Annotated in this window: 13 protein-coding genes and 1 pseudogene; all 14 read left to right on the top strand. The window is 37.8% G+C overall.

Annotated features, from left to right (window positions below; translation table 11 throughout):
• Positions 1 to 27: 27 nt before the first annotated feature.
• Positions 28 to 702, top strand: a complete 675-nt coding sequence (locus COO03_RS11735; protein WP_097897364.1) for a hypothetical protein — start codon at positions 28 to 30, stop codon at positions 700 to 702.
• Positions 703 to 728: 26 nt separating this feature from the next.
• Positions 729 to 1619 carry a capsid protein gene (locus tag COO03_RS11730; RefSeq protein ID WP_097897363.1) on the top strand — a complete coding sequence of 297 codons (891 nt, stop codon included), beginning with the start codon at positions 729 to 731 and terminating at the stop codon, positions 1617 to 1619.
• A gap of 74 nt (positions 1620 to 1693) precedes the next feature.
• A complete protein-coding gene (locus COO03_RS11725) occupies positions 1694 to 1948 on the top strand; it encodes a hypothetical protein (protein WP_097897362.1) in 255 nt (84 codons plus the stop codon).
• Between the two features lie 8 nt (positions 1949 to 1956).
• The gene (locus tag COO03_RS11720; RefSeq protein WP_097897361.1) at positions 1957 to 2358 is read left to right on the top strand and encodes a hypothetical protein; all 402 of its coding nucleotides are present in this window, start codon (positions 1957 to 1959) and stop codon (positions 2356 to 2358) included.
• Positions 2351 to 2686, top strand: coding sequence for a putative minor capsid protein (locus COO03_RS11715; protein WP_097897360.1), 336 nt, complete (start codon positions 2351 to 2353; stop codon positions 2684 to 2686). The genes COO03_RS11720 and COO03_RS11715 overlap by 8 nt, the downstream gene beginning before the upstream one ends.
• Positions 2683 to 3033, top strand: coding sequence for a minor capsid protein (locus COO03_RS11710; RefSeq protein WP_097897359.1), 351 nt, complete (start codon positions 2683 to 2685; stop codon positions 3031 to 3033). The genes COO03_RS11715 and COO03_RS11710 overlap by 4 nt, the downstream gene beginning before the upstream one ends.
• A 63-nt stretch (positions 3034 to 3096) precedes the next feature.
• Positions 3097 to 4359, top strand: coding sequence for a hypothetical protein (locus tag COO03_RS11705; protein ID WP_097897358.1), 1263 nt, complete (start codon positions 3097 to 3099; stop codon positions 4357 to 4359).
• A gap of 37 nt (positions 4360 to 4396) precedes the next feature.
• Positions 4397 to 4819, top strand: coding sequence for a phage tail terminator protein (locus COO03_RS11700; RefSeq protein ID WP_097897357.1), 423 nt, complete (start codon positions 4397 to 4399; stop codon positions 4817 to 4819).
• A 3-nt stretch (positions 4820 to 4822) separates the two neighbouring features.
• Positions 4823 to 5266 carry a phage tail tube protein gene (locus COO03_RS11695; RefSeq protein WP_097897356.1) on the top strand — a complete coding sequence of 148 codons (444 nt, stop codon included), beginning with the start codon at positions 4823 to 4825 and terminating at the stop codon, positions 5264 to 5266.
• A 161-nt stretch (positions 5267 to 5427) separates the two neighbouring features.
• Positions 5428 to 5835, top strand: a complete 408-nt coding sequence (locus tag COO03_RS11690) for a hypothetical protein (protein ID WP_097897355.1) — start codon at positions 5428 to 5430, stop codon at positions 5833 to 5835.
• Positions 5828 to 6478, top strand: a complete 651-nt coding sequence (locus tag COO03_RS11685) for a Gp15 family bacteriophage protein (protein ID WP_097897354.1) — start codon at positions 5828 to 5830, stop codon at positions 6476 to 6478. Before COO03_RS11690 ends, COO03_RS11685 begins: the two co-directional genes overlap by 8 nt.
• An 11-nt stretch (positions 6479 to 6489) precedes the next feature.
• Positions 6490 to 10149, top strand: coding sequence for a carbamoyl-phosphate synthase (locus COO03_RS11680; protein WP_097897353.1), 3660 nt, complete (start codon positions 6490 to 6492; stop codon positions 10147 to 10149).
• Between the two features lie 3 nt (positions 10150 to 10152).
• The gene (locus tag COO03_RS11675; protein WP_097897352.1) at positions 10153 to 13497 is read left to right on the top strand and encodes a DNRLRE domain-containing protein; all 3345 of its coding nucleotides are present in this window, start codon (positions 10153 to 10155) and stop codon (positions 13495 to 13497) included.
• A pseudogene (locus COO03_RS11670) lies at positions 13494 to 14065 on the top strand (hypothetical protein); the annotation flags it as partial. The gene COO03_RS11675 and the pseudogene COO03_RS11670, both read left to right, overlap by 4 nt.

Here is a 14065-nt window from a genome sequence, read left to right as displayed (position 1 = left end):
GTGAACAATCCGAAAGGAAGGATATATATGTTACAAAAAGAAACGGGTTATCAAGCACCTATTAAGCTTGGAGGACCATTACGATTAGATTTACAGTTTTTTGCTGAAAGTGGAGAGGGTGAAGAAGGCACTACACCACCAGCTGCACCAACAACACCAGAAGGAGGTAATGGTGGAAATCCGGAGCCACCAGCTGCACAGGAACCTCCTAAAACGTTCTCTCAAGAAGATATGAATAATGTTGCAGCTAAAGAAGCTAAGAAAGCACAGGAAAAGTTATTAAAACAGTTAGGAATTGAAGATTTCAATAGTGCCAAAGATGGACTTGCTAAGTTCCGTGAATGGCAGGACAGTCAGAAGTCGGAGCAAGATAAGTTAAATGAGCAGCTTACAACGTATCAAACTCAAGCGAAAGAAAGTGAGAATACTATTTTCTCTTTACAAGCTGAGAATGCTGCTATTAAGGCGGGAATTACAGAAGAGAAGAACCTAAACGCTGTAATTACTCTAGCAAAAACAAAGGTTAGTGATGATGTAGATATCACAAAAGCAATTGAAATGGTAGTTGAAGAGTTCCCTCACTTTAAAGGTGTAGTGGAAGAACCTCAAGAGAATCCAAAGCCTACATTTACAACTGGTCAACATCAAAAGAGTACACCTACATTATCAGATCAGTTTGTGGAAGCATTTAAAAATATGTAATTAAAACAAATAGGAGTGATTTATACATGGCTAAAAACTATGCACATGATTATCAACAAGGGTTACAACAAAAATTTTCGACTGGATTAAGCTTCGCAGAACTGTACAATACACCAAATAACCAAAGTGTTAAATGGACAGGTCCGAAAACAATCCAAATCCCACGTATTACAGTAGGTGGATATACAGATGTTGACCGTGATGTAGTAGGGAACTATACACGCCGCGCTGATAATGATTGGGAACCAAAAACAATTGCACATGATCGTGAATTTAAAACATTAGTAGACCCACAGGACATCGATGAAACAAACATGGCATTATCTATTGTTAATATTACTCGTGTGTTTAATAGTGAACAGAAGTTCCCAGAAATGGATAAGTACATGGCTTCTAAATTGTATTCAGAGTTTACTGGAGCAGGGAAAACAGCAAACGCAACTGCATTAACTGCTGATACTGTACTAAGCACATTCGATGATTTCATGATGGAAATGGATGATTCAGAAGTTCCACAAGAAGGTCGCATCTTATATGTAACACCACAAGTCAACAAGCTATTAAAACAAGCTAAAGAAATCCAACGTATGTTAGTTCTTAATACTAACAATGGTACAGCAAATCGTAACATTTACGATCTTGATGCTGTAACAATTAAAGTAGTGCCTTCATCTCGTATGAAAACTGCTTACAATTTCACTAACGGAGCAGTACCAGATGTAGCAGCTAAACAAATCAATATGATTCTAGTTCATCCGTTATCTGTTATTTCACCTCAAAAATATGATTTTGTTGACTTAGATGAGCCAACAGCAGCAACAGCAGGGAAATATTTGTACTATGAGCGTAAGTACTGGGATGTATTCGCTATTCAGAAAAAAGTAGATGGTATTAAATTTAATATCACTACTCCTTAATTAACGATTCTATAAAACATTTAAAGAGGTGGCATATAGTCATCTCTTTTATCTATAAAAAGGAGTGAACAATATTGAGTAATGTTGTAAAGGTACAGAAATTAAATAAGACACTTCATATTGATGAGGGTCGTTTAGATAGTTATCTAGCAGATGGATATGACCAAATCGAAGAAGATGGCACAATTATCAAACGCGCAACGGGTGGCCGTAATGTTTCGTTAGCAGAGTTCAATCAAGTAGTAGACGAAAATGAAAAGCTAAAAGTTGAAAATAGCAAACTTAAATCTGAAATTGCTAAGTTAAAGAAGGAATCCTCTGTTAAGTAGGTGATCATATGGCATATATAGATGCTGATTACTACAATAACGAATACAAAGGTACTCCTGCATCAGATGAAACGTTATTAGAACGACTTATCAATCGTGCTAGTGACCAAATTGATCATATTACGAATTATAAATTGCAAGGCGTTGACTTAGACAAGTTAATGCCTTTTATTATGCAACAAGTAAAGAAAGCAACCGCAGCACAAGTTGAGTTTTTAGCCATCAATGGCGAAACTGCTTCAACAGTAAGTGAAGGTGGCGGAGGATTTTCTGTTGGGTCTTATTCTGAGAATGGAATGAGTGCAGGAGCACAGGAGGAACCTAGCTATTATGACCGTTATGCGATTACTGTTAAGGATTACTTACGGCCTACTGGATTATTGTATATGGGACTGAATGTACATGGCTAAACCAATCAGACGTTCATTGTTAATCCATACCGTAGAGTATCGAGAATACATCGGAGAAGATGATACTTGGGGCGGTAATGATAATTATGCTGCTCCTGTAACACTCGAGAGGGTTCGTATTGAACCAAAACGTACAGTTTCTCCTAGTGGCAATGGTGAAAGTGTCGTAATGAAGACGCTACTATTTCATGATGCAGTACATTCAACCCCAATTACATTTAAAGAGAAATCAAAAATCATCTTTAATGGCAAAGAAATGATTGTTAATGAAATAAATGAGTATTACGACCGCAGCAAACTCCACCACATAGAGGCACTGCTATCATGATTAGATTGAATATCACGGTTGATACAAGTGGAATTGAAAGTAGAGTACTAGAAGCGATACAAAAAACGCAATTCGTACTAGATCAGCAAGTTTTGAAAGACAGTAACTTCTTTATACCGAAAGACACGGGTGAATTGGAGCGTTCATCTATTCGTTTTAGTAGACCGGGAGAAGGTCATATTGAATGGAATACTCCGTATGCGCGGCGGACTTATTATGGAGTGAATTTTAATTTTTCACGTGACAGTAACCCTAATGCGTCATCGCTTTGGTTTGAGTGCGCAAAAGCTAGGAATGTAACTGATTGGGCTAGAATAGTTGAAAATACTATAAAAAACAATTTATAAAAGTTTGTATCCATGGTAAAATCTATATAAGGGTTATAATATAACTGTTATGGGGGTTTTGCTATGGGTAGACCTTTTGTTGATATCAGTGGGCAAACATTTGGGAGATTAAAAGTTTTAAATTATACAAGAAGAAAAAATAGTTACACTATGTTCATGTGTGAGTGCGAGTGTGGCAATACAAAAGAAGTTTCTTCTCATCATTTAAAAAGAGGAAACACAATCAGTTGCGGATGCTATCAAAAAGAAAAAAATCATGATAAAAAACATGGTGAAACTGGAACTAAATCATATAAATTATGGTCACAAATTAAACAAATATGCTACAATCCTAAAAATCAGTCGTTTAACAAATACGGTGGAAAAGGAATTAAGTTATGTGACGATTGGCATGAGTATACTATATTCAAAGAATGGTTAGTTAAATCAGGATATGAAGATAGTATGACTATAGAAAGAATCGATATTAATCGTGATTATAGTCCGAACAATTGTGTATTAGTCCCTCTGCATAATCACTTGAAAAATAGAAAAAGTAATATTTTTTTGGAATACGAAGGAAAGAAAAAGAATTTGTCAGAATGGGCAGCTGATGTAGGCGTTAATTATAGGACAATTCTTGGAAGGTATAGACGCGGAATTCGACCACCAGAACTTTTTAGCCGTTCAAGGCCAAAAAATAATAGTAATTTAATAGGTCAAAATTTTGGCAGATTAACTGTAGTCGAAAGAGTCGAAAATGACAAACATAATAATGTCAGATTCAAATGTATTTGTGAATGCGGTAATTATAAAATCGTTAATCGGAACGCTTTAGCTACAGGGAGAACTGTATCATGTGGTTGTTACAACAAAGAATCTACTTCTAAAAGAGCAAAGACACATGGCATGTCTAAAACACCAGAATACGCAGCGATTATTAATATTATAGGTCGCTGTGAAAATCCGGAAAACCCTGAGTATAAAAATTATGGTGGCAGAGGCATTACCGTTTGTGAAAGATGGAGAAAATCACCAGGTTTATTTGTAGAAGATATGGGAGAAAGACCATCTCCAAATCATTCAATTGACAGAATAGATGTAAATGGAAACTATGAACCATCTAACTGCAGATGGGCTACATTATCAGAACAAGGACATAACAAGCGAGTTAGCCCAAGGAATTCTACAGGTGTTACCGGTGTTTGTTTAGAAAAAAGGACAAACAAATATATAGCTTATATAAGAGTTAAAGGTAAGGACTACCGTTCAAAACGTTTTGACAATATAGAAGACGCGATTCAAGCGAGAAAAGAATTAGAAGATAAACACTTAAAGTCATCTTAAAAGATGGCTTTTTTTATTGCGCTAAAGGAGGATAGTCATGAAATGGTTGATAGATTCAGTAAAAAAACACCTAACTACTAATCTACCACCAAGCATCATGTTTGCTCCTGTAAAAGCAGATGTTTTGGATGTAGGCACTAATAACACACCAAAGAAGAGTATTGCCATCAGAATGACACCATCTGCTCCTGGTGAGCAATATTTTGATGGAGAAATATTAAAAAAACAATTCCAGTTGCTTGTTAAAAGTGATAACCAATTAGAAGCAACGAATGCGATTGAAGCAATAACAAGAGAGTTAAATAACGTTCAAAGGCGTAATTTTAACGCTATTGACGATTCATATACACTAAGACGGCTCAATGTATATGTTGAGCCTAATTTCGTTGAGAAAACAGCAGCAAATGAGTATATATACAGCGCTCTGTTTAGTACAGAGTTAGAAATAGGAGGTAAATAATATATGGCATTTTTACTAAACCACGGATATAAATTTGAAATTGATACTACTCCTGGTGGACAAACGCCTACAAAAGTACGTATTGCTAAAGGGATTACATCGGTTGATCCAGATTCGAACGAGGAAAGCGAAGAAACCTACTACTATGATGGAGGCGGAGCAGCAGAACGAGATGTAACAGGATATATGCTGGCTTATGCTTTTGAGGGTCATCGTTTCTATGGAGATGCAGCACAAGATTATATTTTCAGTTTGTTAAATAAGGTAGGCCCTGCTCGTAAAACGAATTTCTATATTACTGAACCAAACGGCGATAAGTGGGAAGGCCCTGCAACTATTTCGGAAATTAAAGCACCTGGTGGAGATGCTAACTCTAAAGGGGAAATTGAGTTCTCAATCAGCTTTGATGGATTACCAACATTTACAGAAGCACCTGTCACACCCTGAACAACCCGTTAAATCAAGCTTCGTAGAACTTGTAGATAACGGGGATAATTTAGAAGAAGACCATACACTTGTTGGTGATGGACAAATTGTACAAGACGGGGAGTAATCTCCCTGTCTTTTTTTATATAAATTTAAATGTAAATCAAAAAGGAGATATATACATGACACAATTTAAATTTAATTTCGAGAAAACTTATAAAGAGATAGACGTAGCAGGTAAAGTATACCGCGTTAATTTTGATGATGATGCATTAGCTAAATACCAGAAAGAGCTTCGTATCTTTGAAGATAAGTCGAAAGAACTAACGGGTAAGGAAATCGATTATACAACTATTACAGATACAGAGATTGATGCTATGCAAGTTACACAACGTGAGCTAGTTAAACATGTGGTAGAGGTATTTCTAGGAGATGGAACGTTTGAAGAATTATATGAAAAAGCAGGTCGTTCAGTAATGAACCTTATGGCGCTAGTAACTTATCTATCTGATATCTATGCAGAAGAGACACGTAGTAAAACAGAGGAAGTTCAAAATAAATATCTGAATAACATTAAAACTCGTGTTTAAGTTAACAGATAGAAATAGAGATGTTTACCCATGGGCAGGTGTCAACGTTGAGTTGAACCTGTCTTTTGACAATGTTCTGATGTTATTGGAATTGTTTGAGGATAAGACTGTACCGGAAAACACCAGACCGTCCGTTGCATTAAATATGTTGGTGGTAGATAAATCTTTAGTTGCACAACTAGACGGCGCTAGGAAAGAGAGATTCTTTATTGACGTACTTAGGGACAAGTTAAATATTGATCTATCCTCTACAGGTAAAAAGAGGAATGTCGCTAGTGGTAACGATGACAGTAATGATCCAGATATACCTATTGTCGACTTCGTTATAGACGCGGAACGGATCTTTGCATCTTTCCTGTTCGATTATGGAATGAACCTCTTAGAACAACAAGGAAAGCTAACATGGGAAGAGTTCCTAGCTCTATTCAATAACCTTTCCGATAAAACACCAATGGGAATTGCAATACACTACCGTACTTGCGAAATACCTAAAAAGGATAGTACTAATGCTGATGAACGTAAACGCATCAAACAAATGAAAGAGCTATACGAGTTACCTGAAGCAAAAGCTATCCGAGAGCAAATGGAATACGAAGCTTACCATCGTCGAATGGAATCACAAAAGAAATTAATGAAAAGGTAGGTGATTCTTAAATGGCAGACGGACGGGTAGTAATAGAAACCGCATTGGATACTAGTAATGTAAGACGTGATGTCCAAGACATAAACAGGGAACTAGGCAACATTGGTAATAACATGGACAGCGTATCAAACAATATGCAAAGCGACATTAGACAAGCAGTCCAACGGATCAACAATGAGCTAAGAAACATAGGTGAAAATCTTAGTAGTGTTACAGGCTCAATGCATACCACTCTATATAGTGAAACTACCCAGATGCAGAACGATACTAGTCAAAGTGTTACCAATATAAATAATGCTCTTGCTAATATCGGGATACACATAGCAGCACTAGCGCAAGCGATGAGTAGTGATTATAGTAACGGTATTGATGGGATGTCAACAGCAACTAGGAATGAAGTCAATCAAGTAAATAACGAGTTAAACCAAATGGGTAGAAACGCTGGAACATTAGGCAGGGAAATGCGGAACGCCTATGGTTCTGAATTTACGGGGATGACAAATGATATACGACGTGGATACGTTCAGATATCCGACGAGTCTCGACGCATGATGGCTGAAATGAACAACGCATTCCGAGCGCAGAAGATGGGTATGTCTGACGTATACAATGAACAGATTCGTATACAGCATGGGTACTTCCAACTAGCACAGTCGTCTAAAGACTGGACAGGCACAACCCAAGAAATGATTGATAAAGCTACCGAACTAGGCGCAGCGCAGAAGAAAGTTACAGATGCGCAAATTAATGCTAATAGGCTTGCCATGATGGGTATGCTACAACAAATTGGTATGATGAACAATATGAGTACAACTGCTAGTAGGATTAGTGAAAACTATGCAAGTTGGAACAATCCTCTATACAGTGCTAACAGGGCAGGATTGGCTTTAGCTAACTCTATAGAGCAAGTAGCTAACTCGGGTAGCTCTGCCCAGCTTGCACTAGAAATGCATGGACCAAATGCTAGCATGAAACAATTAAGCAATACAATGCGAGATATCGACAAACAGGTTATGGCATTTCCTATCGTGTTCGGTTTGGCGGCAGCGTCTGCTATGGGGCTATATGGGGCACTACACAGTGCTAATATGGAAATGAACCCACAATATGCTGAAGCATATTCAAACATGATGGAAAAGCTGTCAGAAGCTTTAAACCCTATGAAGGAAGCATTCGCAGCAGTAATGATACCTCTGTATAATTTCGTAGCTGGAATGGCTGATCTAGTTATTCAGTTTAACGAAGCTCATCCAACGTTAGCTAAATTTATACAAGGTACGATGATGTTAGTCCCCGCCTTGATGTTAATACTATCGCCATTGTCAATAGGTATTGGATATTTTAAAGGCTTACGAGCTATACTGTTCTCATTCAAACCGGTAATGATGCCTATTATCACAGGTTTCGCAGCGATGAGCGGTACTGTATGGCTAGTAGCAGCAGCTATCGCAGGATTGACAGTAGGTATCACTTATCTATGGAATCACTGTGAAGCGTTTAGAAACGTAGTAACTGCCACAGCTAGCGCTATTAAAGAGTTCGGAATGCATGTCTTAAATACAAGTAAAGAAATGCTTGCCGCAGCAGTTAACAGTGAGTTAGTTCAGAATGCAATAAGTAAAGTTAAGAGTGCATGCGCTACCGCCGGGCAAGCTGCACTTAGTTTCGGACAGAGTATAGCTGCAATGGGTAAATACCTATTCTTTGCGGCTGTAGACGGGGATCACCTTAATGATTGGATTACTCACTTACCAGAACCATTCCAGAACACAGCGCAAGCAATAGGGCAGTCTGTTGTAAATATGCGAAATGCAATTATATCTATGCTTGGTCCTATTCAGCAGTTCGGACAACATATGGTTGCGCTAGGTCAATATCTATGGAGCGTTATCGCAGTCGGTGACGTTATGAATGATTGGATTACCCACTTACCTGTTGGCTTCCAAAGTGCAGCAATGATAATGGGTACAGTATTAAATACTTTACGAGAATCATTCATCCAAGTTTTCAGCGCTATACAGCAAGCATTTCAAGGTAACTTTGATCCTATCATTCAAGCATTTACTACTTTCCTGCCAAACATCATAGGTATGCTTATTGGCGGTATCCCCGGATTAGTTATCACGATGATATCTCTATTCATGCGAATGGGCGAGGGCGCTGTAACAGGCGGATCGCAATTAATGGCTCAACTAGGTACGATCATCAATTCAGTTTTAACGGCTTTCATCGGATTTATCACAACATACTTACCTATGATCGTTGAAAAAGGTGTCGAAATACTCGTTATGCTGGTGCAAGGTATCACTAGTGCCTTACCTAAAATCGTTGAAGCAGTAACTTCTATTATTACAACTTTCATAACTGGATTAGTAACATTATTACCAATAATAATAGAGACTGGTATCAATATAATTGTATCTTTAGTTAATGCGATTCTTAGTGCCTTACCTCAATTGATTGATGCAGCAGCTAATATAATTAATACTTTAGTTGATGGTATTACTAAGGTTCTGCCTATGATTATTGATGCAGGTATAAAAATTATCATCACACTTGTCGAGTCAATTCTTAAATTACTACCTCAAATATTAGATGCAGGTATTAAAATTCTAATGGCTCTCGTTGATGGTGTTCTTAAAACTTTACCAAAGCTAATCGATTCAGCTATTAAGATAATAGAAACTTTGATACGAGTAATAGCTGAAAACCTTCCTAAAATTATTGATGCTGGTGTAAAAATACTGAACTCTTTAATAGATGGTATTTTGAAAATTTTACCACAATTGATCGAAACAGCAGTAAAATTAATCACGAAAATTGTTGAGACGTTAGTGCAGAACCTCCCTAAGATAATAGAGTCTGGCGTTAAAATACTAAACTCTTTGATAGATGGAATCATGAAAATACTTCCACAATTGATAGATACTGCGGTGAAATTAATAGTGAAGATATTCGACACATTAATTCAAAATCTACCGAAGATTATTGACGCAGGTATGAAGATTTTAATGGCACTAATTGATGGACTTATCAAAATACTTCCTCAATTAATCGACGCTGGACTGAAGATAATTGTGGAGCTGACTAAAGCTTTCATTGATAATCTTCCTAAAATACTAGAGTGTGGTGTAAAAATTATCGCAGAACTTATTAAAGGTATATGGTCAATGCAGATGGAGATAAGGAGCATGATACTTGATAAAATCGGCAAGGTAATGACAGATGCGCTAGATGGTATTAAGGATTCATTCTTCAACGCCGGTAAAGGCTTCATGGATATGATGAGAAAAGGTATCGAGAATGCGAAGAGCGCTGTGTTAAACACAGTTAAAGATGTAGCAGGTGCTGTCCGTGATTTCTTACCGTTCTCACCCGCAAAAGTTGGTCCTCTCTCTGACCTAGATAAACTAGACTTCGGTGGTCCTATCTCGGATAGTCTTAAACTAGCTATGCCACAGGTAAGCGCATTGATGACTGATTTAGTATCTATGCCTCAGATACAAGCTGCATCTGCTGGAGCAGCGTCAACAAGTTCAACAATTAATCATAACAATGGCGGTAATACAAATAACATCACGGTCAATATCGACCCTAATAATATGAATGAATTCGAGCAAGTACTGGATTTCTTTAATACATTTAAACAAACGAAGAGAGCAAGGGGCTAACCTATGGTGAAAACATTTAAAGTCGGGGAAATGCTGAACAAGCGCTCCCCCTTCTCTAAAACATGGATCAATTTTGACGGTTCTTTCACAGAAGAGGTATATCAAAACCAAGTACACTTTGAAGATGAAGCAGGTAACATGCATAATATATCTACTGACCTTTACGATGAAGCTGATTTATTCGACTATCACGGTCCGGTTGAGGTAAACGGTAGGTACCTACTAGCATCTGCGAAAGAGAGATCACTTAAAGATGTAGAAAATAATAAATTAAATCGTGATAATTATGATTATCAAGGTCTATCAGTACCATTTAAAGTGCAAATACCACGTGAATTCTCTAGAGGGTACTTAGTTGGACGCGGCGATGATTATTTGAAACTGACGCCAATTGGAGCTAGTCCATCTAGAGCATACATCGACAGCACTATCAAAAACAGAGCGCACTACCAAGATGCTTGGAATGATACAGATGTTTTGTTAGATCTAACAGAATCAGGTGTAAAAGAGACAATTATTTTGAAGACAGACAAAGCGCCTACAAAGTTTAGATTCAATGTAGAAGGATCTTTAGGAGACGATTTAACGACGGGGTCACTTAAATTACAACCAGCATGGCTACAAGATGATTCAGGTAAACACAGAGATGTTGAACAAAATATTATTAGAGAAGAGGGTAATGTATATATTGAATTGAGTGCAGACGTATCAGGATTGATCTACCCTGTAGAGATTGACCCTACAGTTGTAGTCCGCCCGTCGTCTACAGATGGCCAAGATACTTACGTAGATAGCAACTATCCAACTACGAACTACAGCGATTCAAAAATAATGTCTACGCAAGTAGGGAGTAAGGAAAATAGCGGTGGGGACAAGCACGCTTTTATAAAGTTTGCTCTACCTAGTTTACCGTCAAATATTGAAATTCTATCGGCAAAAGCTTCTTTATTCTCTTTTCAAGCTAGCGATTCATCAAAAAGAGCTTTTGAAATATTAGCTGTTACAAGTGACTGGTATGAATCAAGCGTTACTTGGGAAAAACAGCCGACAACAGAAGTAACGGGAATAAAACAGATATTCAATACTTATGAGAACGGTATGTTTAAGGATTTCGATATAACAGCACTAGTAAGAAGATGGGTTACTGGTAGCCTAGTCAATAATGGATTTAAACTTAGGCAGACTCTTGATGATGGATCAACAGGTAAGTACGTTGATTTTAACACGAGTGAAGATACTTCAACGTACAGTCAAAATCCTATGTTCAGTATTGAATATAACCGTGTCCCAACTGCACCATCTTTAACAGTTCCTAATGGTGGTGAGACATGGAATAGCTCACATACAATTGAATGGCTGCCATCAACAGATTTATCTGATCCTAATATCTTTGAATTACTACCTATGAATGCTACTACAGCATACACAGGGGCTCAAAGTAGAATTGGACAAGTATTCAAAATGCCAGACTTTGGCAGTATAACAAAGATAGGTATGTACGTATATAACACGGACAGTTACGAGGAGAAATTAAAATTTGAACTCGTTGGAATTGATCCTGCCACAAGACTGCCAAATACCACTGTATACTCTTCTGTTCCTGTAACAATACCTAAACAAACAACCGGATATACTTTCGTAGGTGCTGATTTGCCGACACCAGTATACATCCCAAAGGGAACGTTATTAGCAATACAAGTGGCTGGTAGGGCGACAGATGGTTTTACAATATCTTGTGTCTTCAACGGCTTGTATACAGATGGTGAGATGTATGTAGATAACAAGCCAAACGCCTACGCTAACCAAGATTTAGCTATCAAGTTCTGGTATGATGCTGCAACACCGCAGAACAAATTAAAGTATCAGATTCAGTTATCTAAGAATAATGGGTTAACATGGAGAAACCTTGTATCTCTTACAAAAGAAGGTGCTACATCATACGAGTACGATTTCATAAATGAAACAGAAAGCGCACTGTGTAAGATTAGAGTACGTGCATACGATGGTTCAACTTACAGTAACTGGGATATGAGCGATAATGTATTTACGATTATCCATAATGTAGCCCCAACCATTCCGACTAATCTAAATCCAAACGGCGGGGCTATAAGTAAGGACGAACTTAATACGTTCTCATGGAAGCACAATGATGCGAATACGAATGATCCACAGTCACAATTCGATTTCCAATGGAGAGTGAAAGGTAATGAGGATTGGAATAATGTAACTATAGCAACTACTGATAACTTTTATAATGTCCCGGCAGAAACGTTCCCTGTGGCTCAAATAGAGTGGAGAGTACGGACATATGACCAACTAGGATTGAGTAGCCCATTTTCATCTATCGCTACTGTATCAGCTGCAATTAGACCAGCACCACCTACAATAACGTATCCATTAGCAAACGATATCGTGGTACTTGCTAATCCAACTATCCAGTGGTCTCATCCTACACAGTTAGCGTATTGGATCAGGGTAACCGATGAGAATAACACAGTGGTATTTGAAGAGCAACGCAACAGTCCGAATAAGGCTGCTACTGTGTCTGCCCATTTAGCTAATAACACTAGGCATACTGTTGAGGTGTCCGTGAGAGATAGTACAGGATTATGGAGTAACTTTGCTATATCACCTTTCCTTGTGTCATATACGCCGCCACTTAAGCCTAAATTGACAATCAATGCAGATAACATAAATGGTTATGTATCTATTAATATCAAGAACCCTGCACCATTGGGATTGATACCAGCCATTACGCATGCCGAGATATACCGAAATGATGGTTATCAAGGATGGGTACTACTAGACGGGGCATTCCTAACAACTACACCTTACTCGGACGGTGAGGATAGCGGTACAGAAGGGACTTATATTGATTATACCCCTCGATCTGGCGTTGATATTCAGTATTACGTGCGAGTTATCGGTGACAATACAGCATTTATGGACAGCGACATCGTTACAGTATCTGCTAAGCTAAAGAATGTACAGTTATCTCTGGCGTCAGACCCAACTTACCACGTAACACTTACAAAGCGTGCAGCATCTTCAGAAACAAGTACTCGAAGCAGTGTATCGAATGCATTCTCAGGACGAAGCTATGCGATGACAGAGTTCGGGGAGAATTATGACCGTAATTTTGAATATAGCTACAAGGTAGGTAGATATGAAGATGTTGTGAGAATGCGAGATTTAATTGAAGCTGGTGAGATTTTGTTACTAAGAGATAATTTCGGTAAGAAAGAATATGTAACGATTGATTCGTTGAAAGTAGAAGAAACACGCATATTTTGGAATCTGTCGTTCAATCCATTGAAGGTGTATTATGTGGAGGGGATTTTAATATGATAAGTTTGGCGCGTAATGGATATACAGATGAAGAAGTGAAAAGCGCTCTGCACGGTGCGAAGGGTTCCCGTTCCGTTAAATTTAAATATGAGTTGCTAAATAAAGCGAATGAGTTTAAACAAGTATTATATAGTGTTAAGCAGGCGTCGATTGATTTCGGCGCTTTTAATGAAATTAAACGAACAGCTAGATTTACAATACAGGAGCAAAGCAGCATTGAAATTGATTGGCTAAATGATAGAATACGCCCGATCATGCAACTAGAAATGCCGACAATGTCTAAAATTGCAAAACGTAAAGTTAGATATATCCGTGATTGGCTTAACGGCAATACAGTAGATAGTCTAAATCATTGGATAGAGATTCAAGCATATGACAAATTCAACGATAACAAAGCATTAAATAAGCCTGTATCTTCTAATGTAGATTTCCCTATTGGATCGCCGCTTACCAAAATAACAGATGGTAACTTGGATTTAGCTAATGCAATTAGTCCTAGTAGTACAGGATTGTGTTACGTGCAAGTAGACCTAGGGAATCAATACGACATCGAAGAAATTAAAGTATG

This window comes from Bacillus sp. AFS098217, from assembly GCF_002551815.1.
Lineage (GTDB): Bacteria > Bacillota > Bacilli > Bacillales > Bacillaceae_G > Bacillus_A.
Note: the sequence above shows the minus strand (reverse complement) of the source record. Positions and strands in the feature narration are given on the sequence as shown.